Origin of the sequence: Novosphingobium percolationis (assembly GCF_020179425.1) — a bacterium.
Taxonomy (GTDB): Bacteria; Pseudomonadota; Alphaproteobacteria; order Sphingomonadales; family Sphingomonadaceae; genus Novosphingobium; species Novosphingobium percolationis.
On record NZ_JAILYM010000003.1, the window covers coordinates 458166 to 479504 of the forward strand.

Below are 21339 nucleotides of genomic sequence, written 5' to 3' on the forward strand. Positions count from 1 at the left end.
GAAAGTGCAAATCCTTGTTCGATCGCATGAACATTCCCCGCAGGCTCGCTGTCTCGTTCGTGGCGGTGATTGTGTCGGCGGTCGCCATGATGATCGTCTTTGGCATCAGCCTGGCGATGATCTCGAACATCACGGTTCGCAACACCACGAGCCAGTCGATCCTGGCCGATGCGCTCAGCCTGGAAACCGCACTGTTGCGCCAGAACAGCCAGTTTCGCGGTTACCTGGTGACCGGGGACGAAAGCTACCTCAAGTCCTATTACGAGGGCCGCGACGATTATGACAAGACGTCGATTTCGCTCGAACAGGGGCTGGTCGATCCTGCGCGCCAGGCCCTTGTGATCGCGTCGCGCGAAGCCACCCAAAAATGGCGCAAGGACTGGGGCGACAAGTACATCGCCGTGGTCAAATCCGGCCAGCGCGAGCAAGCCCAGGAGGCCATCCGTGCGGCCGGCAAGGCGGTGCTGGTCAGTGATGCGGTGCTGCCGTTGCGCGACTTGCGCAGTCAGCATCAGGCGGAGATCGTTGCCGACACAGCCCTGCAGAAAAGCGCGATCTTCTTTGCATGGATCGCGCTTGGCCTGGGCGGAGCGGTGATGATCGGTCTTGCCGTGCTGCTCTCGCGCAAGTTGGCGCAGTCTCTGGCCATCCCGATCACCGACATGACGCAGATCATGTCGGCGCTGGCCGAAGGCAACAACGACGTCAGCATTGCGGGTATCGAGCGGACCGATGAACTCGGTGATATGGCCAAGGCGGTCCTGGTCTTCCGTGATGCGGCCCTCGCGCGCCAGCGCGCCGTTGCCGAACGCGAACAGGCAATGGCCAAGATCGGCCATAACCTCCACGCGGTCGCCATGTCCGACCTTTCGGTCCGCATCGTCGATGTTCCACCTGCTTTCAAGCCGGTAGCCCAGGACTTCAACGACGCCATGGAACGGCTGTGCGACGCGATGGGCCAGGTGCAGGAAAGCATCGTCAACATCAACCTTACGTCGAACGAGATCCGCCAGGCGACGACCGATCTTGCCAGCCGCAGCGAAATGCAGGCCGCCAGCCTGCAGGCCTCGTCGAGCGAGATGGATGCGCTCACCCAGCAGATCGAGGACTACGCCAAGATCGCAGGCGACGTCAGCGATTCCATGGTGGAGGCGCGCGGTCAGGCCGAAAACGGCGGTGCGGTGGTTACGAAGGCGATCGACGCAATGGACAGGGTCGATCGGGCGAGCGCCGAGATCTCGGACATTACCACCATGATCGACGGGATCGCGTTTCAGACGAATCTGCTTGCGCTCAATGCCGGTGTGGAGGCCGCGCGAGCGGGCGAAGCGGGCAAGGGCTTTGCGGTCGTGGCATCGGAAGTGCGCGCGCTTGCGCAACGCGCGACCGAGGCGGCGCGCGCGATCAAGCAACGGGTGGAAGCGGTGACGGAACACGTGCGGCTGGGGGTCGCGCTTGTCAACGAAACCGGAGCGGCGCTGGAAACGATCATCGGCCGGGTCGGCACGGTCACGGTTTCGATCTCTACGATCGCCGACACGGCTGGCAAACAATCCATCGCGCTGCGCAAGATCAGCGGATCGATCAGCGCCATGGACCAGATGACGCAGCAAAACGCCGCCATGGTCGAAGAGACCAACGCAGCGACCAAGAATCTGACGCAGGAGGCGTCACAGCTTTCCAAGGCCTTCGCCAGTTTCAAGATCGGGGATGATCATACCCAGCGCACGTTTGGCACCCTGGCGTCTGGTTACAGGGAAGCGGGCCTTGAGATCGCCGCGCAGCGGCCCGCCCAATTGGTTGCACCTGCATCATTGCCCCGTCCGACCCGTGTGATGCAGGGCAACCTTGCCATAAAGGACGACTGGTCAGAGTTCTGAGCACTCGATCGTATCCTTTCTGCCCACTTTCCGTTCTGTGGGCGGACAGCGGCACGCCACGTGCGGGGCGATTTGTTCCATTGTTGTTCGGGGCTTCGCAAACGTCTTAACAGCATGCCGCGACTCGGCACACGGACCGCAGCTGAAGGGTGGGAAACGTCTCATCCACCGATAGGCGGGTTATAAAAGAGCCATAACCTTAGATAAAGAAAACCATTGCCTTTGGATGGACCGACGCAATCAGTCGTGATATGTCCATTTCGGCTGTACTTTGGGCCGATGGGGAATGACATGGCAACTGCATCAGCATTTACTGCCTCGCCGAAGTTCAACTCATATGCCCAATATGGCGAGGACGTGGCTTTGCGCGACCTCTTCGGGCACGAATATCGTGGAACCTGCATCGAGGTCGGCGCCTTTGATGGGCGTAGCGGAAGCAATTCGCTCGCTTTTGAAGAGGCTGGCTGGAAGACCGTCCTGGTCGAGCCGAATCCCGTGCTGGCCGACAAGATTCGGCGCGAACGTCCTACGGCAAAGCTGTTCCAGTGCGCAGTGGGCGCGGTCCATGGGCAAGTGACACTTGCCATTCCTGCGGGTGCGGAAACGCTGGCATCCGTCAGCGCCAATGCCGAACAGGTCAAGCGCATGGAGAGGTCGGGCACTTCGGTTCGGCACATGATCGTGCCGCAGCTGCGCATCGACGATCTGCTTGAGGATGCCGGGGTGGAGCAGATCGACTTCATCACCATCGACGTCGAAGGCTACGAGATGGATGCACTGCGTGGTTTCGATATTGCCCGCTGGAAGCCGCGTATCATCATTCTGGAAGACAACAGTTCGGGCACCAGCCATGAGATCGTGACGTGGATGGAGCAGCACGGATATGTGCGTTTCCGCTGGTCGGGTTGCAACGATTGGTATTGCCACGCCGACGATCCCCTCAACACGCGGTCGGGCCGGGTGGCGACTGAGTTCATCAAGGGCTTGAAGGCTTACAAGCGGATCACTCTTTCAGGACTGAAGCGCGCCTTCGCGGCTTGAGGAGCGCGCTCCGCTTGCGGGCGATGGCCCGTCATGCGCAGGTAAAAGCGCGAGAACCATGACGGGTCGGCAAAGCCGAGGTCTTCGGCGATGCGCGCGATCGTCGCGCCAGTATAGCGTAGGCGGCGCTGTGCTTCGAGCGCGAGGCGGCGGTTGATCAATACCTGCGGCGGGGCGCCGAGGTGTGACTGGCAAATGCGGGTGAGCGTGCGTACGGTGAGGCCCATCGACTGCGCGTAAAATGCGAGCGGGCGATGTTCGGCCAGATGCGTCTCTACCAAGTGACGGAATACGGCGAGGCGGCGATCATTCCCCGGAGCCGCCGCGCTCGCCGCCAATGACCGGACGAGCCCTTCGGCCAGCGCTTCGAACAGCGGATCGACGTGCGCTGCTGCGAGTCCGAGCAGTTCGTTGGCCAGCCAATCGATGCGTGCGAGCGCGGCCGGTTCGATTGCGCCTGACCCGCCTTGGGTGAGGAAGCCAGGCAGCGGATCGTCCTCCCCACGCGCGCGCGCGGCGAAGTCCTGCGACAGCGTGAGAACGTGGCCACGCGTATCGGGCTCGAACGCGAAGCCGTGTACCACTCCGGTCGGCACGATAATGAAGCTTGGGGCAGGCAGCGCGAAAAGCGCGCCATCGAGCGTGACTTGGGCGTGTCCTTCGCGCACCAGAAGAAGCTGGACCATGCGGTCGTGCCGATGCGGCGCGATGGTCCAGTCGTGCAGCGCGCTGCGCTCGGCAATAGTCTCGATATGTGCAAACCCCGCAGGGCTTTGCCAATCGTCCTCGCCATAAAGCGCGAAAGTGGGGATTTGTCCTGCGCCGTGCATTGCCTGTCCTGAAAGTTCCAGAAGTTTGACCGTGCCGTGCCTTCACCCGTCCGGCACGCGCTGTCAATTGCGGTGGTGTGGCGCGGCATCACCGGATGACCGGCGTGTGGGGAGAGACAAGGATGAAGACGCAGGTTGCGATCGTGGGGGCAGGGCCCGCCGGGCTGCTGCTGGGGCACCTGCTGCGCGCCGAGGGCATCGACTGCGTGGTGGTGGAGCGCCAGACGGGTGATTACGTGCTGTCGCGCATCCGCGCGGGCGTGCTGGAGCGGATCACGGTCGAGCTGATGGAGCAACTGGGGCTGGATGTTCGGCTGAGGGCAGAAGGGCTGGTCGAGGAAGGCTTTAACCTGGCAGATGGCGAACGGTTGATCCGCATCGATGTCGCGAACCTGACGGGCAAGACCGTGGTGGTCTATGGCCAAACCGAGATCACCCGCGACCTGATGGACGCCGCCGCCCCGCGCGGGCTGGAAGTGATCTACGAAGCGGGCGACGTGGCGCTGCACGACATCGACAGCGAGGCGCCGTTCCTTACCTACGCCAAGGACGGTGTGTCCCAGCGGATCGACGCGCGCTTCATCGTCGGATGCGACGGCTTCCACGGTCCCAGCCGTCAGGCGATCCCGGCGAGCGTCGGGCGCAGCTTCGAGCGGGTCTATCCGTTCGGCTGGCTCGGCATCCTGGCCGATGTGCCGCCGTGCAACGAGGAGCTGATCTACGCCAACCACGAACGCGGTTTTGCGCTGGCCTCGATGCGCAGCCACACGCGCAGCCGCTATTACATCGACGTGCCGCTGACCGAAAAGATCGAGGACTGGTCGGATGATCGCATCTGGGATGAACTGGCGGTGCGCCTCGGCCCCGATGCCGCGGCGCGGATAACACGCGGGCCTTCGATCGAGAAGTCGATCGCGCCGCTGCGCAGCTTCGTGTTCGAGCCGATGCGCTATGGCAGCTTGCTGTTGTGCGGCGACGCAGCGCACATCGTTCCGCCGACGGGGGCCAAGGGGCTGAACCTCGCCGCTTCGGACGTGCACTATGCAGCGGCGGCGCTGAGCGGCTTCTTCAAGCGCGGCGATGCCGATGCGGTGGCAGGCTATTCGGAAAAGGCGCTGGCGCGGGTGTGGAAGGCCGAGCGGTTCAGCTGGTCGCTGACCAAGCTGATGCACCGCTTTCCCGATGATGGCCCGTTCGAACGGCGGATGCAGGTGGCGGAACTGGATTACATCGCCACCAGCCGCGCCGCGCAGCAGACGATCGCGGAAAATTACGTCGGGCTTCCGGTCTGACGGGGTGAAGGGGCGGTGGGGACCGCCCCTTTCCTTTTTTACAGCGCGTTGGCCTGCGCGATACGCTTCAGCACGGCGGCGCTGGGCTTGGGCGTGCGCTTGAAGGTCTGGCGGTCGAGTTCGCACAGGCCGAAGCGGATGCGGTAGCCGAACACCCATTCATAGTTGTCGACCAGCGACCAGTGGACATAGCCGTGCACCGGCACGCCATCGTCCATCGCCAGCTTCAGGTCGCGCAGGGCGTTCGGGATCAGCCAGGCGCGGATAGTGTCGTCCTCGCTTCCGACGCCGTGTTCGGTAACGATCACCGGGCGGCCTGTCACCGCATGGGCATGGCGCACCGCGCCCGCGAGCGAGCCGGGCCACACTTCGGCGCCCATGGTGTTGCGGCGCGCATCGGCAGGCGCGGGCAGCGCGCCCTTGTCGTTCCACACCTTGCGTTCGTAGTTCTGCACGCCGACGAAATCGTCGTCGCGCGCGGCGCGCAACCATTCACCGTAGTAGCGTTCGCGCATGGCGTCGCGCAGCGAGGCCTTGCCCACCGCTTGATCGTCCATCATCGCGAGGCTGACGCCGACCGGGAGGTCGCCGCGCACGGCCTTGATCGCGGCGCGGCCCTGCTTGTGGCCCTCGATCTGGTGGGCGCGGAAGGTCGCAGGATCTGCGACATAGAGCGCGCTGCCCGCGCTGAAGCGATCCACATTCATGGCGCGCGCGCAGGCTTCCTGCATCGCCTTGTCGGTGGCTAGGAGATCGCCCGGCAGCAGTTCGCCCAGCAGGCCGGCAAGGTTCGGTTCGTTGAGCGTGGTGGCGTGGCCGATGCCGCTGGCCAGATGGCGCGCGGCGCGGTCGCAATAGCGGGCGAACAGCGCGGGCGCTTCGGGATTGTGCCAGCCGCCGCGCCCGGCGAACCAGCGCGGCGTGGTGAAGTGGTTGAAGGTGACGAAGGGATGGATGCCGCGCGCGTGGCAGCCGTCAATGATCGCCTTGTAGTGATCGAGCATGGCGATCGAGAACTGGCCCGGCTCCGGCTCGATCCGCGCCCATTCTAGGCTGAAGCGGTAGGTGTTGAGGCCGAGGCTTTTCACCAGGTCGAGGTCGGTTTCCCACAGCAGGAAGCTGTTGGCGGCATCGCCCGACTTTTCGGTGAAGGTGGTCGGCGTGACGTTTTCCATCAGCCAGATGTCGGCGTTGACGTTGTTGCCTTCAACCTGATGCGCGGCGGTGGCCGCGCCCCACAGGAAGCCCTGCGGAAAGGCGGGGTTCGGGGCCCGACCCTTGGCTTGTGCGACCAGCGGTGCGGCGCCCAGCGCGGCGGCGCCGGACAGCAGCGCGCGTCTATCGAGATTCATGGCCATCTTCTTCCCATTGATAAATAGAATTATGGTTCTAATTATCCATGGGTGGCGGGGTTTGCAAGGGGGCCGCGATCAGCCTTCTTCGGGCCAGTAGAGCCGCATCGGGTTGTCGATCAGCAACTTGCGTTGCAATTCCGGCGTGGGAGCGATGCGCGGGATCATGTCGACGAGGTGGCCGTCGTCGGGGATCTCGGTGTCCATGTTGGGGTGCGGCCAGTCGGTGCCCCACAGGCAGCGGTCCGGATAATCGGCGACCAGCGGTGCGACCGCATCGGCAAAGGCGTTCCACGGGTCGCCGGTGCCGCCTTCCTTGATCGCGTCGAGCCGATCGGGACAGGTGGCCTTGAACCACACGTCGTCGCGGCTGTTCAGCAAGGCGCGGAAGGCCTTCATGTCCGGGCCGTCCGCCCCTTGACGCACGTCAGGACGGCCCATGTGGTCGACGACCAGCGGAACCGGGATCGCATCCATGAACGGGCGCAGTTCTTCGAGGATGTCGGCCTCGAAATAGATCACCACGTGCCAGCCCGCGGGCAGGCGGCGCGCGACGTCGAGGAACTTGTCCTTGGGCGCATCGTCGACGAGGCGCTTGAGGAAGTTGAAGCGGATGCCGCGAATGCCGCCGTGGTGGAGAGCGTGGAGACCGGCTTCGGAAATCGCTGGATCGACCACGGCGACGCCGCGCGCCTTACCTTTGGACTTGGAAATAGCGTCGAGCGTGGCGGCGTTGTCGGTGCCATGACAGCTAGCTTGCACGATGACATTGCGCGCGAAGCCCAGGTGATCGCGCAGGGCGAAGAGCATTTCCGGGCCTGCGTCGCCTGGCAGGTACTTGGCTGCGGCGCTGAACGGGAACTGCGCTTGCGGGCCGAACACGTGGCAATGCGCATCGACGGCGCCAGCCGGCGGGGTATATCGCGGCTTCGATGGGCTGGAATGCCAGCTGATGATGCGCTCGCTCATCCGAATACAACTCCATCCATCAGTTTGCGCGCGGTTCGCAACAAGGCGGCGGTGCGGACGTTGCCGGTTTCGTCTGTTTCCAGCACGCAGCTCATTTCGCCGGTCGGGTGTTCGACTGACAGCGTCTTGCGGCTGCCTTCGGGGATGTCGGCTACTTCTGCCGCAGGCGATCCGGGGATCAGGCAGGCGGTGGCGACGCTGACCGCGCCGAGCACGCCGATCGTGGCGTGGGCGCGGTGCGGGATGAAGCTGCGCACGGTGACCGCGCCACCATCGCGGGGCGGGGAGACGAGCATCATCTTCGGCACCGACTTTTCGGTCACATCGCCCAGGTTCATCATCGGCCCGACGATCAGGCGGATCGCCTCGATCTTCGCCTTAAGGTCGGTCGCGTTGTCCAGCCAGTCACGGTCCTCGTAGCCTGTCATGCCGAGGTCCTGCGCCTTCATCACGACGCAGGGCATGCCATTGTCGATCAGGGTGACGGGCACGCCGTTGACCACGTCGACCGCATTGCCGGTGGGCAGCAGCGCCCCGCAGGAGGAGCCAGCCGTGTCGCGGAATTCGAGCGGAACGGGCGCGTGTGTGCCGGGCACGCCGTCGATGGCGGCGGTTCCGGCGTAAGTCACCTTTCCGCGCGGCGTCTGCACCGTGGCGACGGCGACTTGGCCTGTGTTCTCCATGTAGATGGCGACGCGGGTTTCATCGTCGGTTGGCGTGACGAGGCCGCGTTCGATGGCGAAAGGACCGATCCCGGCGAGGATGTTGCCGCAGTTCTGCGCGTCGGTGACCACGGCCTTGTCGACGAAGACCTGCAGAAAGAGGTAATCGACGTCGATGCCGTCTCTGGCCGACTTGCTGACGACCGCGACCTTGCTGGTCAGCGGGTCGGCCCCGCCCATGCCGTCGATCTGCACGGGATCGGGGCTGCCCATCATGGCGAGCAGGAAGGCATCGCGGGCAGCAATGTCGGCGGGAAGGTCGGACTTCAGGAAATAGCCGCCCTTCGACGTGCCGCCACGCATCCACATGCACCGGATGCCATCGGAGGCGGAAGTCGTCTCAGACATACTTCAGGCCTTCCTTTTCCAGCCGTTCGCGCATCTTGTACATGTCGAGCCCGAGCACGCCCGCCGCCAGCTTGGCGCGCTTTTCGCCTTCGTTGGCTTCGCGCGCCTGTGCGGCTTTGAGCACGGCTTCGGCATTGGCGCGCGGGACCACGCAGACGCCGTCGTCGTCGGCCACGATCACATCACCCGGATTGACCAGCGCGTTGGCGCACACGACCGGCACGTTGACGCTACCGAGCGTGTTCTTGACCGTACCTTGCGCGTAGATGGCCTTGGACCAGACGGGGAATTCCATCTCGGTCAGGTCGCGCACGTCGCGCACGCCCGCATCAATGATCAGGCCGCGGCAACCCCGCGCCTGCGCGCTTGTGGCGAGAAGGTCGCCGAAGTAGCCGTCCTCGCACGGGGAGGTTGGGGCGAGCAGCAGGATGTCGCCGTCGCGCAACTGTTCGATGGCCACGTGGACCATCCAGTTGTCGCCGGGTGCCGCGCTGATCGTCACAGCCGAGCCGGCGATGCGCGCGCCGCGATAGATCGGTCGCATGTAGGAGGCGAGCAGGCCGGTTCTGCCTTGCGCTTCATGCACCGTCGCGACGCCGCACGCGGCGAGGCCGTCGATCACTGCGGGATCGGCGCGTTCGATGTTCTGGACGACGATACCCGACATGGTGGAGGGTCCTTCTGGGCGATGCGAAATGCTCTTGGCTTCCCTTCGTCCCATGACGTGGCAAGGGCCAATCCGATGTTTGCGCCACACCATAAGGAAATGCTAAACGCACCAGCCAATGTCCGCATCCGTTCCCAATATTCGCCATCTCGCCGCGCTGGTTGCTACCGTGCGTCATGGCAGTCTGACGCGCGCCGCCAAGGCGGTGAACCTCACCCAGCCGGCGCTGACCCAGGCGATCGCGCGGCTGGAGGCGGATCTTGGCTGCGCGCTGTTCGAACGGGGCGCAGGCGGCATGGCCCCCACCGATCCCGCGCTGTTGCTGGCGCCGCGCGCGGAAGCCGCGCTGGGGCACATCGGCAGTCGGCGCGTCACCGCTACGCAAGTTCGCGCGTTCCTCGCGCTGGCGCGGGCGGGGTCCTATGCCGGGGCGTCGGAGGCGACCGGGCTGTCGGCCGCCTCGTTGCACCGCGCTGTCGCGGACCTGGGTGTCGCGCTGGGGCAGCGACTGGTGGACCGGCGCGGTCGGTCCATTCTGCTGACGCCACAGGGCGAAAAACGCGCGCGGGGATTCGGTCTGGCGATGGCGGAACTGCGCAGCGGTCTGGATGAAGTGGCGGCGTGGCAGGGCAAGGCTGCGGGGCGGATCGTAGTGGGAGCCATGCCGCTGTCGCGCGCACGCTGGCTGCCGGAAACCATCCGCCGCTTCCATGGCGAAGAGCCCAGAGTGGCGATCGCGGTTGTCGAAGGTAGCCACGCCGACCTTGCGGGGCCGTTGCGGGAGGGCGAGGTGGACCTGCTGCTTGGCGCATTGCGCGCCGACGGCCTGCATGACGACCTGGCGCAGGAAGCGGTGTTCGAAGACCGGCCCGCCATGATCATGCGGGCGGGGCATCCGCTCTTGACCGCCACAGCGCTCGATGGGGCCAGTCTTGCCGGGTTCGAATGGATCTTGCCGGCGCGCGACACGCCGCTGCGATTGTACTGGGAGGCGATGATGCGTGCGGCTGGCACCGAGCCACCGCCGGTCACGATCGAGTGTGGTTCGGTGCTGACGGTGCGGCAACTGCTGGTAGGCTCCGACGCGCTCACGCTGCTTTCGCCCGCGCAATTGGCGGTCGAACTGGAGGCCGGTGTGCTGGCAGCGCTGCCCCCGCCCGCGCCTGTTTCCCGCATCATCGGCGTGACCGTCCGGACCGGGTGGCGCCCCACCGCGACACAAGCGCGCTTTCTCCAGCTTCTGCGCGAGGTGGGGGGCGAAGTCTTCGCATAAAATTATGGATCGGGCAGTCTTCGCATTTGTATGAGGGAGGCGCTCGCGCAACAGGTCCGGACATGGACAGCACAATCGCCCTGATCGGCTTCGGCGAAGCCGGATCTACGTTCGCTACCGCCGCGGGCTGGGAGGGAGCTGCGCGCGCTTTCGACGTGAAGTCCGAGCGGCGCGCGGCGATGATCGAGGCGGGGGCGTTCGTGGCCGAAAGCGCCGACGATGCCCTCGCAGGCGCCGGACTGGTGCTGTCGTTGGTGACCGCTGACGCAGCGCTCGATGCGGCGCGGGCCTGCGCGCCGCAGTTGGCCCAAGGCGCGCTGTTCTGCGACATGAACTCGGTCGCGCCCGAGACCAAGCGCGCAGCTGCCGAGGTCGTGGCGCGGGGGGCAGGGCGCTATGTCGATGTCGCCGTGCTCGCGCCCGTCAACCCGGCGCGCATGAATGTGCCGCTGCTGGTGTCGGGCACTGCGGCGGACGAGGCTGCGGCCCTGCTGCGGCAGGCCGGGTTCGCCAACGTGCGCGTGGTCGGCGAGGAAGTCGGTCGGGCTAGCGCGATCAAGATGATCCGCTCGGTCATGGTCAAGGGCATTGAGGCGCTGACCGCCGAGATGATGCTCGCCGCAAATGCCGCAGGCGTGGCCGAAGAGGTGCTCGCCTCGCTCGAAGCCAGCGAAAAGCCGCAATCGTGGTTCGCGCGCGCGGCGTACAACATCGAACGCATGGTGACGCACGGCGCGCGTCGGGCTGCGGAGATGGAAGAATCCGCCAAGACGCTGTCCAGCCTGGGTGTCGAGCCGATGATGACCAGTGGCACGGTCCGCCGCCAGCGTGTGCAGGCCGGAAGTCCGATCGAAACGCCTGCAAAGCCTGCCGCAAAGCCTGAGGGAACGGTTGCATGACCATGATCATCGATTGCCACGGCCATTACACCGTGCTGCCAAAGGCGCACGACGCATGGCGCGAGCAGCAGAAGGCGGCGTTCAAGGCCGGCAGCGAATGTCCGCCGTACCCCGAGATTTCCGACGACGAGATCCGCCAAACGATCGAGGGCAACCAGCTGCGCCTGCTCAAGGAGCGCGGTGCCGACATGACGATCTTTTCCCCGCGCGCGTCGGCAATGGCGCCGCATGTGGGCGACCAGTCGGTGGCGGTGAAGTGGGCGCAGGTATGCAACGACCTGATCGCGCGCGTGGTCGGGCTCTATCCGGAAACGTTTGCAGGCGTGTGCATGCTGCCGCAATCGCCCGAGGCGGACATGACCAGCTCGATCGCCGAACTGGAGCGCTGCGTTACCGAACAGGGCTTCATCGGCTGCAACCTGAACCCCGATCCCGGCGGTGGTCGCTTCACGCATCCACCGCTGACGGACGAATTCTGGTTTCCGTTCTACGAGAAGATGGTGGAGCTTGACGTTCCGGCGATGATCCACGTTTCGGGATCGTGCAACCCGGCGATGCACGCGACCGGCGGGTACTACATCGCGGCAGACACGATCGCGTTCATGCAACTGCTCGAAGGCGACCTGTTCAGCCGCTTCCCGACCTTGCGCTTCATCATCCCGCACGGCGGCGGCGCGGTGCCCTATCACTGGGGGCGGTATCGCGGACTGGCGGACATGCTGAAGAAGCCGTCGCTCGACATGCACCTGATGAACAACATCTACTTCGACACCTGCGTCTACCACCAGCCGGGGATCGACCTGCTGGCCGACGTGATCGAGAACAAGAACATCCTGTTCGGCAGCGAGATGGTCGGCGCGGTGCGCGGGATCGATCCCACCACTGGGCACTATTTTGACGATACCAAGCGCTACATCGACGCGCTCGACATCACCGATGCAGAGCGCCATGCGATCTTCGAAGGCAACGCGCGCCGCGTGTTTCCCCGGCTTGACGCGCAGCTGACGGCGCGCGGGCTGTGACCATCTGGATCACCGAGGCGTGGTACGTCGCTGGCTGGGACGCGGAGATCGATTCCGCTCCGCTGGCGCGCACCATCTGCGGTGTTCCGATGGTTTTCTACCGCAAGCTCGACCGCAGTGTCGTCGCGTTGCGCGACGCCTGTCCGCACAGGTTGTTGCCGCTGTCGATGGGCTTGCGCGAAGGGGATTCGCTGCGCTGCAAGTACCACGGCCTCAAGCTGGGGCCGGACGGCGTGGCCGAGGAAATGCCGCTCAAGAGCGAAGCGGTGAACCGGCGCATTTGCGCCGAAGCCTATGTCACGCACGAGCGGCACAGGTTCGTCTGGGTTTGGATCGGAGACAAGGCCAAGGCCGATCCTGCGCTGATCCCCGACCTTTGGCCGTGCTCGGCCGACGGGTGGACTTTCGACGGGGGATACTACCACGTCGCTTGCGATTATCGCCTGATGATCGACAATCTGATGGACCTGACGCACGAGACGCACGTCCACGCAGGCTCGATCGGCCAGCCCGAAATCCTCGAGGCGCCGATCACCACGCGCGTCGAAGGCGACGAGGTGGTGGTCGAACGCTGGATGCCGGGCATTGATGCGCCGCCGTTCTGGCGCGGCGCGCTCAAGCAGCCGGGGCTGGTCGACCGCTGGCAGGTGTGCCGCTTCGTCAAGCCCGCATCGGTGATGATCGATGTGGGCGTGGCACCAGTAGGTGCGGGTGCGACCATCGAGCGCCATCACCAGGGCGTGCGGGGCATGGTGGTCGACTTCATGACGCCTGAGAGCGAGACCACGCACCACTACTTCTGGGGCATGGCGCGCAACTTCGACATCGAGGACTCGGGCTTTACCGCGCGTTTCAAGCGACAGCAGGGCGGGGTGTTCCTGGAGGACAAGGACGTGCTGGAGGCGCAACAGCGCGCCATCCACGCCAATCCGGACCTCAAGCTTTCCGCCTACCGCATTGACGAGGGCGGAGTGCGCGCCCGGCAGATCATCGCGCGCGCCATCGCAGGCGAACGCCAGGGAGCAGAGCAGCCATGAGCGGCCATAGCGACATCCACGCCTACCTCGCCGAGTTCGACGATATTCCCGGCACCCGCGTCTATACGGCGCAGCGGGCGAGGGCGGGCTATCACCTCAACCAGTTCGCGATGAGCCTGATGAAGGCGGAAAACCGCGAGCGCTGGAAGGCGGGGGAGCGTGAATACCTCGACCAATGGCCGCTGACCGAGGACCAGAAGCTGGCGGTGCTGGCGCGCGACTACAACCGGATGCTGGATCTGGGCGGCAACATCTACTTCCTGTCCAAGATCTTCTCGACCGACGGCATTCCGTTTGCCGAGGCCTGCTCGACGATGACCGACATGACCTTCCCCGAATACCGGCAGATGATGATGAACGGTGGTCGTTCGCCAGAGGGCAACCGCAGTATCAAAGGAAACTACTGACATGGCGCGCATTACTGCCGGCGTCGGCTCCAGCCATGTTCCGCTGCTCGGCGTCGCGGTCGACCAGGGCAAGACCGGGGACGACTACTTCGGCCCGATCTTCGCAGGCTACGAATGGACCAAGGCGTGGGAGGTCGAGCAGAAGCCCGACGTGATCGTGCTGGTCTATAACGACCACGCCTCGGCTTTCGACGCCAACATCATCCCGACCTTCGCGATCGGCTGCGGCGAACGCTACAAGCCCGCCGACGAAGGCTGGGGGCCGCGTCCGGTGCCCGATGTCGAAGGCCATGCCGACCTTGCCTGGCACATCGCGCAGAGCCTGATCCTCGACGATTTCGACATGACCATCATCAACGAGATGGACGTCGACCATGGCCTGACCGTGCCGCTGTCGATGATGTTCGGCCAGCCGGAGGCGTGGCCGGTGAAGGTCATCCCGCTGGCGGTCAACGTCGTGACCTATCCGGTGCCGTCGGGCAACCGCTGCTGGGCACTGGGCGAGGCGATCGCCCGCGCAGTGGAGAGCTTCCCCGAAGATCTCAACGTGCAGATCTGGGGCACGGGCGGCATGAGCCACCAGCTTCAGGGCCCGCGCGCCGGGCTGCTCAACCGAGAGTGGGACAACAGGTTCATGGACCTGCTGGTGGGCGAAACGCAGGAAGCGCGGGCGATCCCGCACATCGAATACCTGCGCGAAACCGGCAGCGAAGGCATCGAAATGGTGATGTGGCTGATCATGCGCGGCGCGCTCGGGCGCGCAACGCGGCTGTTGCACCGCCACTATCACATCCCTTGCAGCAACACGGCCATCGGCCACATGGTTCTGGAGCCCGTAGAATGACCCAACCTATTCGTATTGCCTTGGCGGGCGCTGGCGCCTTCGGGGAAAAGCACCTCGATGGCCTTGCGAAGATCGACGGCGTGGAAATCGTCTCGATTATCAGTCGCACCGGCGAGCAGGCCGCCGCCGTTGCCGCCAAGTATGGCGCGAAGCACTGGTCGGAAAACCTCGAGGACGCACTGGCCCGCGATGACGTCGACGCTGTGATCCTGTGCACGCCGACGCAGATGCACGCCGCGCAGGCTATCGCCTGCATGGAAGCGGGCAAGCACGTGCAGGTGGAAATCCCGCTGTCCGACAGCTGGACCGATGCCGAGGCAGTGGTTGCCAAGAGCCGCGAAACCGGCCTTGTCTGCATGGTCGGGCACACCCGCCGCTTCAATCCTTCGCACCAGTACGTACACAACAAGATCGTCGCGGGCGAACTGTCGCTCCAGCAGATGGACGTGCAGACCTACTTCTTCCGTCGCAAGAACATGAACGCCAAGGGTGAGCCGCGGTCGTGGACCGACCACCTGCTGTGGCACCATGCCGCGCACACCATCGACCTGTTCGCCTACCAGTCGGGCAAGATCGTCGCCGCCAACGTGCTGCAGGGGCCGAAGCATCCCGAGCTTGGCATCGCGATGGACATGTCGATCCAGCTGAAGGCGGAAACCGGCGCGATCTGCACGCTGTCGCTGTCGTTCAACAACGACGGGCCACTTGGCACGTTCTTCCGCTATATCGGCGACACCGGCACCTATATCGCGCGCTACGACGATCTGGTGAACGGCAAGGAAGAGCCGATCGACGTGAGCAAGGTCGATGTCAGCATGAACGGCATCGAACTGCAGGACCGCGAATTCATTGCCGCGATCCGCGAAGGCCGCGAGCCGAATTCGTCGGTGGGCAAGGTGCTCGATTGCTACCGCGTGATCGGCGAACTGGCGGCGAGCCTGGAAGCGCAGGACGGCTGGTCCTGAGGCGCGGCGCTCAGGCGAGGGTGGGGTTGTAGTCCCGCTCCTCGCGCAGCGCGGTCAGGAAGCGTTCGGCAAGCGGCGAGGGCTGGCGTTCGGCCAGCCGTCGCACGCCGATCGTGCGATGCACGCCCACGTCGTCGAGCGCGATGGCACGCAGCAGGCCGGTGGACAGTTCCGCCGCCGCCACCTGCCGGGGCAGGATGGTGAGGCAATCGCTGCGCGCGACCAGCGCCTTGGTTGCAATCAGCGAATCGCAGCGAATGACGTTGCCGGGGATGGGCGCGTCGGCAGCCAGGAACACGGCATCGAGCTGGCGACGGAACCCGCCCAGCACATCGGGCAGCACCCACGGCAGGTCCACCAGATCGCGTAACCGCGCGCGCGATGGCAGGTGGACGTTGGCAGGCCCGGCCAGCAGGTCGAACGGATCGCGCAGGATCGGTTCTTCGGTGAGGTCGGCAGGCATGGCCTCGATCCCGGTGGTGACCAGCGCCAGTTCGATGCGCTCGTTGCGCAGCAGGTCGACCAGCTCGCCTTCGGGGCGCTCCAGCACTTGCAGGTCGAAGCGGGGCTCGGCCTTGCGCAGTCGCGATACGGCGGCCGGCAGCAGGCTCGACAGCGCGCCGGGGGTGCCGCCCACGGTCAGCGGGCCTGCGGAATGATCTCGTAGCAAGGCCACTTCGCGCTCTGCCGATTGAAGCAGCGTCTCCATCGCTTCGGCCCGGCGGCGCAAGGCGAGGCCCGCTGCCGACAGCGCGATCCCTGCGCGCGATCGGGTGAACAGCTGCGCGCCCAGCGTACGCTCCAGCCCGGCGATCACCACCGAGACCGAGGGTTGCGAGATGTTGAGATCGCGCGCGGCGGCGCTGATGGACCCTGCGCGGCAGACGGCGAGGTAAAGGCGCAGGCTGCGCGGGTCGATGGCCATGGTGCTTGCCGTTCCTGATGGATGGCGGCCTGAATATCGTCTGTGGCGATGGAAGCCAACAGGCTCTAGGACAGGGGCCATGCGCACGCCCGCCCCCGGTGAAACCGAACTGCTGGTGCCCCTGCACGAGGGCATCTTCGAACAGCCGATGTGGCAGACCTTTCTCGCCCGCCTGCGCGCGGCGACCGGCACGCAACAGGCGGCGATCGTGGTCATGCCCGCGGGCGGCGAGGACGAAATCGAGGTGCGCTCGGGCGCCGGGGTCGAAGGCTATGCGCGTTTCCTCACCGCGGGCCACCGCGACGAGGGGGCGCGGCTGCGGCTGATGCGCGAGGCGCGCGTCTATGCGCTGGACGAGATTGTGGCCATCGGCGGCATCGACCAGGCCGCGTTTGCGGATGACGCGCTGCGCCCGGCGCGCCTGACCGACCTGCGCGCGGTGCGCGTACGCGAACCGGGTGGGCTGGACGGCTGGCTGGTGCTGGCGGGATCGACCGAGCTTGGCGCGGCACAGGGCCGGTTGCTCGCGCTGATCGTTCCGCATTTCCGCGCGGCCTTGCGCGCCTTTTCCGCGCTGGAGCGCGAACGCGCGCGGGCGCAAGTGAGCGCCGAGGCATTCCGGCGGATGAACTTCGGCTGGATCACGCTCGATGCCGCGTGCTGCGTGGTCGACATGGATGCGCAGGCGGAAAGCCTGCTGGCGCGCACCTCGGCCATTCGCAAGGGGCCGCGCGGGCGGTTGCTGCCCGCATCACCCGAGATCGACCGCGAGCTGACTTCGCAAGTGCGCGCGCTGGCGGACGATCCCACCGCGCGGCCCAAGGCGCTGCATCTCAGCCGCGATCCGTGGATCGACTTGCTGGTCGCGCCGATGCGGCTGCATGGGCTGACGGGGGGCGGCCAGCCAGTGGCGGTCGCGTACCTGTCGGGCGACCGCAGTTCGAGCGCGGACCGGCGCGAGCAACTGGTGGGCCTGTTCGGCCTCAGCCCCAGCGAGGCGCGGCTGGCATGGGCCATGGCGCAGGGGCTGGGCATTGCCGAGGCGGCGGCGGAACTCGGCCTCACGGTCGAGACCGCGCGCAACTATTCGAAGAAGATCTACGCCAAGACCGGCGCGCGCGGACAAGCGGATCTGGTCCGCCATATCCTGACGAGCGTGCTGGCGCTGGCTTAGGCGGCGTCCACTTTCGCGACTTCCGCCAGCACGCGCGCGGCGTGTTCCTTCCGGCAGATCAGCAGGTCGGGCATGTAGGTGTCGGCCTGGTTATAGACCAGCGGGCTGCCGTCGATGCGCGAGCAGTGCAGGCCATGCGCCAGCGCCACCGCGACCGGCGCGCAGGAATCCCATTCGAACTGCCCGCCCGAATGGAGGTAGATGTCGGCCGTGCCGAGGATCACCGCCATGGCCTTGGCCCCGGCGCTGCCCATCGGCACCAGCTCCGCGCCGATCGCTTCGGCGACGGCGATCGCTTCCTTGGCAGGGCGGGTGCGGCTGACGACCATGCGCAGCGTTTCGGGCGCGGCGGGCAGGGCGCGCGGCTGGTCCGAGCGCAGGACGAGCCCGGCCCCCGGCAGCGCGACCGCGCCGATGCTGGCGACGCCATCGATGGCAAGGCCGACGTGGACAGCCCAGTCGGTGCGTTCCTCGCCATATTCGCGCGTGCCGTCGACCGGATCGACGATCCACGTGCGCGCAAACGCCAGCCGGTCGAGGTTGTCCTTTTCCTCTTCCGACAGCAGCCCGTCGTCGGGCCGCTTTTCGCGCAGCGCGTGGCAGAGGAACTGGTTGGCCGTGGCATCGCCCGCCTTGCCCAACGCCTTGAGGCTCAGCACCTGGCTGTCGCGCACGGTCAGCAGCAGGCGGCCCGCCACTTCGGCGAGGTGGGCAGCAAGATCGGCGTCGGTCATGGCCACGAAAGTTCCCCCAAGGTCCGTCAGGTCAGATCGTCGGCGCCCAGCCGAGCAGGTGATCGACGATGCGTTCGGCGGCGTCTTCGGGGCTTTCCTTCGTCGTGTCCACCCGGATTTCGGGGTTCTCCGGCGCTTCGTAGGGGCTGTCGATCCCGGTGAAGTTCTTGAGCTGGCCGCTGCGCGCCTTCTTGTAGAGGCCCTTCACGTCGCGCGCTTCGGCCACGTCGAGCGGGGTGTCGATGAACACTTCGACGAATTCGCCTTCGGGCAGAAGCTCGCGCACCATCTCGCGCTCGGCGCGGAACGGGCTGATGAACGCGGTCAGCACGATCAGCCCGGCATCGGTCATCAAGCGGGCGACTTCACCGACGCGGCGGATGTTTTCGATGCGGTCGGTCTCGGTGAAGCCCAGGTCCTTGTTGAGCCCGTGGCGCACGTTGTCGCCATCGAGCAGGAACGTGTGCTTGCCCAGTGCGTGGAGCTTCTTTTCGACGAGGTTGGCCACGGTCGACTTGCCCGAGCCGGACAGGCCGGTGAACCACAGCACGGCGGGCTTCTGGTTCTTGAGCGCGGCGTGCGCTTCGCGGCTGACGTCGAGCGCCTGCCAGTGGACGTTCTGCGCGCGGCGCAGGCTGAAGTGCAGCATCCCCGCCGCGACAGTGGCGTTGGTGATCTTGTCGATCAGGATGAACCCGCCCAGCGTGCGGCTGTCCGCGTAAGGTTCGAAGACCACTGGCCGGTCGGTCGTGATCTCGGCCACGCCAATGGCGTTCAGGTCGAGCGTCTTGCAGGCAAGATGCTCCATCGTGTTGACGTTGACCGTGTACTTGGGCGCCTGCACGGTGGCCGAGACGGTCTGCGTGCCCAGCTTCAGCCAATAGGCGCGGCCCGGGAGCAGCGCCTCGTCGGCCATCCACACCAGCGTCGTTTCGAACTGGTCGGCGGCCTGCGGCGGCGCATCGGCGGCGGCGAGCACATCCCCGCGCGAGCAGTCGATCTCGTCGGCAAGGCACAGCGTGATCGACTGGCCCGCGACGGCTTCGTCAAGGTCGCCATCGAGCGTGACCACGCGCGTGACGGTGCTGGTCTTGCCCGAGGGCAGCACGCGCACTCCATCGCCCGGACGCACGGCGCCACTGGCGATCAGGCCGGAGAAGCCCCGGAAGTCGAGGTTGGGGCGGTTGACCCACTGCACGGCCATGCGGAACGGCTTGGCCTGGTCGATGGTGGAATCGAGTTCCACCGTTTCCAGGTGCTGGATCAGGCTCGGCCCGGTGTACCACGGCGTATTCTCGCTCGGCCCGGTGATGTTGTCGCCCTTGAAGCCCGAGATCGGCATGGCCACGAAGCTCTCGATGCCGATCGATCGCGCGAAGGCGGCATAATCGGCGACGATCGCGTCGTAGGTGGCCTGATCGTAGCCGACGAGGTCCATCTTGTTCACGGCCAGCACGATGTGGCGGATGCCGATCAGGTGCGCGAGGAACGAGTGGCGGCGGGTCTGCGTCAGCACGCCCTTGCGCGCGTCGATCAGGATCACCGCGAGGTCGGCGGTGGAGGCGCCAGTCACCATGTTGCGCGTGTACTGTTCGTGGCCGGGGGTATCGGCGACGATGAACTTGCGCTTTTCGGTGGCGAAGAAGCGATAGGCGACGTCGATCGTGATGCCCTGCTCGCGTTCCGCGGCGAGGCCATCGACCAGCAGCGCGAAGTCGATTTCCTGCCCTTGCGTGCCCACCTTCTTGCTGTCGCTTTCCAGCGCGGCCAGCTGGTCCTCGAAGATCATCTTCGAATCGTAGAGCAGGCGGCCGATCAGCGTCGACTTGCCATCGTCCACCGACCCGCAGGTGATGAAGCGCAGCATCGTCTTGTGCTGGTGCGTTTCGAGATAGGCGTCGATGTCCTCCGCGATCAGCGCGTCGGTGACGTAGACGGGCTCTTCCTTGGTGATCTGCTCGCTCATCAGAAGTACCCCTGCTGCTTCTTCACTTCCATGCCGGCGCCGCCAGCGTCCTTGTCGATGGCGCGGCCCTGGCGTTCGCTGGTGGTGGTCAGAAGGGTTTCCTGAATGACCTCGGGCAGCGTCCTGGCGGTGCTTTCGACTGCGCCGGTCAGCGGGTAACAGCCCAGCGTGCGGAAGCGGATCGAACGGTTCACCGGCGTCTCGCCGGGCTTGAGCGGGAAGCGGTCGTCATCGACCATCAGCAGCATCCCGTCGCGCTCCACCGTCGGGCGTTCCTCGGCGAAATAGAGCGGCACGATCGGCACGTCGTTGAGGTGAATGTACTGCCAGATGTCCAGCTCGGTCCAGTTCGAGATCGGGAACACGCGGATGCTCTCGCCCTTGTTCTTGCGGGCGTTGTAGAGGTTCCACAGCTCGGGGCGCTGGTTCTTGGGGTCCCAGCCGTGCGATGCGGTGCGGAACGAGAAGATGCGCTCCTTGGCGCGGCTCTTTTCCTCGTCGCGGCGCGCGCCACCGAAGGCTGCGTCGAAGCCCCACTTGTCGAGCGCCTGCTTCAGCCCCTCGGTCTTCCACATGTCGGTATGGAGCGCGCCGTGGTCGAACGGGTTGATCCCGCGCGCTGCCGCTTCCGGGTTCTGGTAGACGAGGAGTTCCATGCCGGACTCCTTCGCCATGCGATCGCGCAGCTCGTACATAGCCTTGAATTTCCACGTCGTGTCGACGTGGAGCAGCGGGAACGGCGGCGGCGAGGGGTAGAACGCCTTGCGCGCCAGATGCAGCATGACCGCGCTGTCCTTGCCCACCGAATAGAGCATCACGGGGTTCTCGGCCTCGGCCACGACCTCGCGCATGATGTGGATCGCCTCGGCTTCGAGCCGTTGCAGGTGGGTAAGGACTTTCGGGTCGGTCATGATCAAACCTTGATTACCTATTGGCGCGGCACATGGCATGCGTGCGGCGCGATCCCACCTCCCATCTGGGAGGGGTTTGGG

General features: G+C 65.6%; 20 protein-coding genes. 11 read left to right on the forward strand and 9 right to left on the reverse strand.

The window, feature by feature from the left end; translation table 11 throughout:
* Nucleotides 1-26 precede the first annotated feature (26 nt).
* On the forward strand, nt 27-1880 hold the full coding sequence (locus tag K3A84_RS10685; RefSeq protein WP_225009321.1) for a methyl-accepting chemotaxis protein: 1854 nt from the start codon (nt 27-29) through the stop codon (nt 1878-1880).
* 222 nt (nt 1881-2102) lie between these two features.
* Nucleotides 2103-2921: an FkbM family methyltransferase gene (locus tag K3A84_RS10690; RefSeq protein WP_225009322.1), complete on the forward strand. Its 819-nt coding sequence runs from the start codon at nt 2103-2105 to the stop codon at nt 2919-2921.
* On the opposite strand, the gene K3A84_RS10695 is transcribed toward K3A84_RS10690, so the two are convergent.
* Entirely contained in the window at nt 2873-3751 is an 879-nt protein-coding gene (locus K3A84_RS10695; protein ID WP_225009323.1) for a helix-turn-helix domain-containing protein, read from the reverse strand. The genes K3A84_RS10690 and K3A84_RS10695 overlap by 49 nt on opposite strands.
* Nucleotides 3752-3873: 122 nt before the next feature.
* Between K3A84_RS10695 and pobA the strand changes: the two genes are divergently transcribed.
* Entirely contained in the window at nt 3874-5043 is a 1170-nt protein-coding gene (pobA, locus tag K3A84_RS10700) for a 4-hydroxybenzoate 3-monooxygenase (RefSeq protein WP_225009324.1), read from the forward strand.
* A gap of 38 nt (nt 5044-5081) precedes the next feature.
* Here pobA and K3A84_RS10705 read toward each other — a convergent pair whose 3' ends face one another.
* The 4 genes from K3A84_RS10705 to ligK all read right to left on the reverse strand — a co-directional run bounded on the left by K3A84_RS10705 (nt 5082) and on the right by ligK (nt 9101).
* Nucleotides 5082-6395: a family 1 glycosylhydrolase gene (locus tag K3A84_RS10705; protein WP_225009325.1), complete on the reverse strand. Its 1314-nt coding sequence runs from the start codon at nt 6393-6395 to the stop codon at nt 5082-5084.
* 78 nt (nt 6396-6473) lie between these two features.
* Entirely contained in the window at nt 6474-7364 is an 891-nt protein-coding gene (locus tag K3A84_RS10710; protein WP_263626231.1) for an amidohydrolase family protein, read from the reverse strand.
* A complete protein-coding gene (locus K3A84_RS10715) occupies nt 7361-8434 on the reverse strand; it encodes a 4-oxalomesaconate tautomerase (RefSeq protein WP_225009326.1) in 1074 nt (357 codons plus the stop codon). The genes K3A84_RS10710 and K3A84_RS10715 overlap by 4 nt, the downstream gene beginning before the upstream one ends.
* Nucleotides 8427-9101: a 4-carboxy-4-hydroxy-2-oxoadipate aldolase/oxaloacetate decarboxylase gene (gene ligK, locus K3A84_RS10720; protein ID WP_225009327.1), complete on the reverse strand. Its 675-nt coding sequence runs from the start codon at nt 9099-9101 to the stop codon at nt 8427-8429. The genes K3A84_RS10715 and ligK overlap by 8 nt, the downstream gene beginning before the upstream one ends.
* Before the next feature lie 118 nt (nt 9102-9219).
* Between ligK and K3A84_RS10725 the strand changes: the two genes are divergently transcribed.
* The 7 genes from K3A84_RS10725 to K3A84_RS10755 all read left to right on the forward strand — a co-directional run bounded on the left by K3A84_RS10725 (nt 9220) and on the right by K3A84_RS10755 (nt 15548).
* Nucleotides 9220-10374 carry a LysR family transcriptional regulator gene (locus tag K3A84_RS10725; protein ID WP_225009328.1) on the forward strand — a complete coding sequence of 385 codons (1155 nt, stop codon included), beginning with the start codon at nt 9220-9222 and terminating at the stop codon, nt 10372-10374.
* A gap of 62 nt (nt 10375-10436) precedes the next feature.
* Complete coding sequence (locus tag K3A84_RS10730) at nt 10437-11273, forward strand: NAD(P)-dependent oxidoreductase (protein WP_225009329.1); 837 nt, start codon at nt 10437-10439, stop codon at nt 11271-11273.
* Nucleotides 11270-12295: an amidohydrolase family protein gene (locus tag K3A84_RS10735; protein ID WP_225009330.1), complete on the forward strand. Its 1026-nt coding sequence runs from the start codon at nt 11270-11272 to the stop codon at nt 12293-12295. The genes K3A84_RS10730 and K3A84_RS10735 overlap by 4 nt, the downstream gene beginning before the upstream one ends.
* Nucleotides 12292-13332, forward strand: coding sequence for a Rieske 2Fe-2S domain-containing protein (locus K3A84_RS10740; RefSeq protein WP_225009331.1), 1041 nt, complete (start codon nt 12292-12294; stop codon nt 13330-13332). Before K3A84_RS10735 ends, K3A84_RS10740 begins: the two co-directional genes overlap by 4 nt.
* Nucleotides 13329-13739 (forward strand): protocatechuate 4,5-dioxygenase subunit alpha, encoded by a 411-nt coding sequence (ligA, locus tag K3A84_RS10745; RefSeq protein ID WP_225009332.1) that lies wholly within the window; start codon nt 13329-13331, stop codon nt 13737-13739. The genes K3A84_RS10740 and ligA overlap by 4 nt, the downstream gene beginning before the upstream one ends.
* Nucleotide 13740: 1 nt before the next feature.
* Nucleotides 13741-14583 (forward strand): class III extradiol dioxygenase subunit beta, encoded by an 843-nt coding sequence (locus K3A84_RS10750; RefSeq protein WP_225009333.1) that lies wholly within the window; start codon nt 13741-13743, stop codon nt 14581-14583.
* An 8-nt stretch (nt 14584-14591) separates the two neighbouring features.
* On the forward strand, nt 14592-15548 hold the full coding sequence (locus K3A84_RS10755) for a Gfo/Idh/MocA family oxidoreductase (protein ID WP_225009442.1): 957 nt from the start codon (nt 14592-14594) through the stop codon (nt 15546-15548).
* Nucleotides 15549-15558: 10 nt separating this feature from the next.
* Here the strand turns inward: K3A84_RS10755 and K3A84_RS10760 are convergent, their stop codons facing one another.
* Complete coding sequence (locus tag K3A84_RS10760) at nt 15559-16473, reverse strand: LysR family transcriptional regulator (protein WP_225009334.1); 915 nt, start codon at nt 16471-16473, stop codon at nt 15559-15561.
* 79 nt (nt 16474-16552) lie between these two features.
* Here K3A84_RS10760 and K3A84_RS10765 point away from each other — a divergent pair, with 79 nt between their 5' ends.
* The gene (locus K3A84_RS10765; protein WP_225009335.1) at nt 16553-17647 is read left to right on the forward strand and encodes a helix-turn-helix transcriptional regulator; all 1095 of its coding nucleotides are present in this window, start codon (nt 16553-16555) and stop codon (nt 17645-17647) included.
* On the opposite strand, the gene K3A84_RS10770 is transcribed toward K3A84_RS10765, so the two are convergent.
* The 3 genes from K3A84_RS10770 to cysD are packed head-to-tail and all read right to left on the reverse strand — an operon-like array spanning nt 17644 to nt 21258.
* The gene (locus tag K3A84_RS10770) at nt 17644-18381 is read right to left on the reverse strand and encodes a 3'(2'),5'-bisphosphate nucleotidase CysQ (protein ID WP_225009443.1); all 738 of its coding nucleotides are present in this window, start codon (nt 18379-18381) and stop codon (nt 17644-17646) included. The two genes, K3A84_RS10765 and K3A84_RS10770, sit on opposite strands and share 4 nt — an antisense overlap.
* 31 nt (nt 18382-18412) lie before the next feature.
* On the reverse strand, nt 18413-20347 hold the full coding sequence (cysN, locus tag K3A84_RS10775; protein ID WP_225009336.1) for a sulfate adenylyltransferase subunit CysN: 1935 nt from the start codon (nt 20345-20347) through the stop codon (nt 18413-18415).
* Nucleotides 20347-21258, reverse strand: a complete 912-nt coding sequence (gene cysD / locus K3A84_RS10780; protein WP_225009337.1) for a sulfate adenylyltransferase subunit CysD — start codon at nt 21256-21258, stop codon at nt 20347-20349. The genes cysN and cysD overlap by 1 nt, the downstream gene beginning before the upstream one ends.
* Nucleotides 21259-21339 lie beyond the last annotated feature (81 nt).

What these genes read in the sequence shown, in the direction of transcription:
- K3A84_RS10685 (WP_225009321.1), top strand. Translation starts at nt 27, where the DNA reads ATGAACATTCCCCGCAGGCTCGCTGTCTCGTTCGTGGCGGTGATTGTG.
- K3A84_RS10695 (WP_225009323.1), bottom strand. Translation starts at nt 3,751, where the DNA reads ATGCACGGCGCAGGACAAATCCCCACTTTCGCGCTTTATGGCGAGGAC.
- pobA (WP_225009324.1), top strand. Translation starts at nt 3,874, where the DNA reads ATGAAGACGCAGGTTGCGATCGTGGGGGCAGGGCCCGCCGGGCTGCTG.
- K3A84_RS10705 (WP_225009325.1), bottom strand. Translation starts at nt 6,395, where the DNA reads ATGAATCTCGATAGACGCGCGCTGCTGTCCGGCGCCGCCGCGCTGGGC.
- K3A84_RS10710 (WP_263626231.1), bottom strand. Translation starts at nt 7,364, where the DNA reads ATGAGCGAGCGCATCATCAGCTGGCATTCCAGCCCATCGAAGCCGCGA.
- K3A84_RS10715 (WP_225009326.1), bottom strand. Translation starts at nt 8,434, where the DNA reads ATGTCTGAGACGACTTCCGCCTCCGATGGCATCCGGTGCATGTGGATG.
- ligK (WP_225009327.1), bottom strand. Translation starts at nt 9,101, where the DNA reads ATGTCGGGTATCGTCGTCCAGAACATCGAACGCGCCGATCCCGCAGTG.
- K3A84_RS10725 (WP_225009328.1), top strand. Translation starts at nt 9,220, where the DNA reads ATGTCCGCATCCGTTCCCAATATTCGCCATCTCGCCGCGCTGGTTGCT.
- K3A84_RS10730 (WP_225009329.1), top strand. Translation starts at nt 10,437, where the DNA reads ATGGACAGCACAATCGCCCTGATCGGCTTCGGCGAAGCCGGATCTACG.
- K3A84_RS10735 (WP_225009330.1), top strand. Translation starts at nt 11,270, where the DNA reads ATGACCATGATCATCGATTGCCACGGCCATTACACCGTGCTGCCAAAG.
- ligA (WP_225009332.1), top strand. Translation starts at nt 13,329, where the DNA reads ATGAGCGGCCATAGCGACATCCACGCCTACCTCGCCGAGTTCGACGAT.
- K3A84_RS10750 (WP_225009333.1), top strand. Translation starts at nt 13,741, where the DNA reads ATGGCGCGCATTACTGCCGGCGTCGGCTCCAGCCATGTTCCGCTGCTC.
- K3A84_RS10760 (WP_225009334.1), bottom strand. Translation starts at nt 16,473, where the DNA reads ATGGCCATCGACCCGCGCAGCCTGCGCCTTTACCTCGCCGTCTGCCGC.
- K3A84_RS10765 (WP_225009335.1), top strand. Translation starts at nt 16,553, where the DNA reads ATGCGCACGCCCGCCCCCGGTGAAACCGAACTGCTGGTGCCCCTGCAC.
- K3A84_RS10770 (WP_225009443.1), bottom strand. Translation starts at nt 18,381, where the DNA reads ATGACCGACGCCGATCTTGCTGCCCACCTCGCCGAAGTGGCGGGCCGC.
- cysN (WP_225009336.1), bottom strand. Translation starts at nt 20,347, where the DNA reads ATGAGCGAGCAGATCACCAAGGAAGAGCCCGTCTACGTCACCGACGCG.
- cysD (WP_225009337.1), bottom strand. Translation starts at nt 21,258, where the DNA reads ATGACCGACCCGAAAGTCCTTACCCACCTGCAACGGCTCGAAGCCGAG.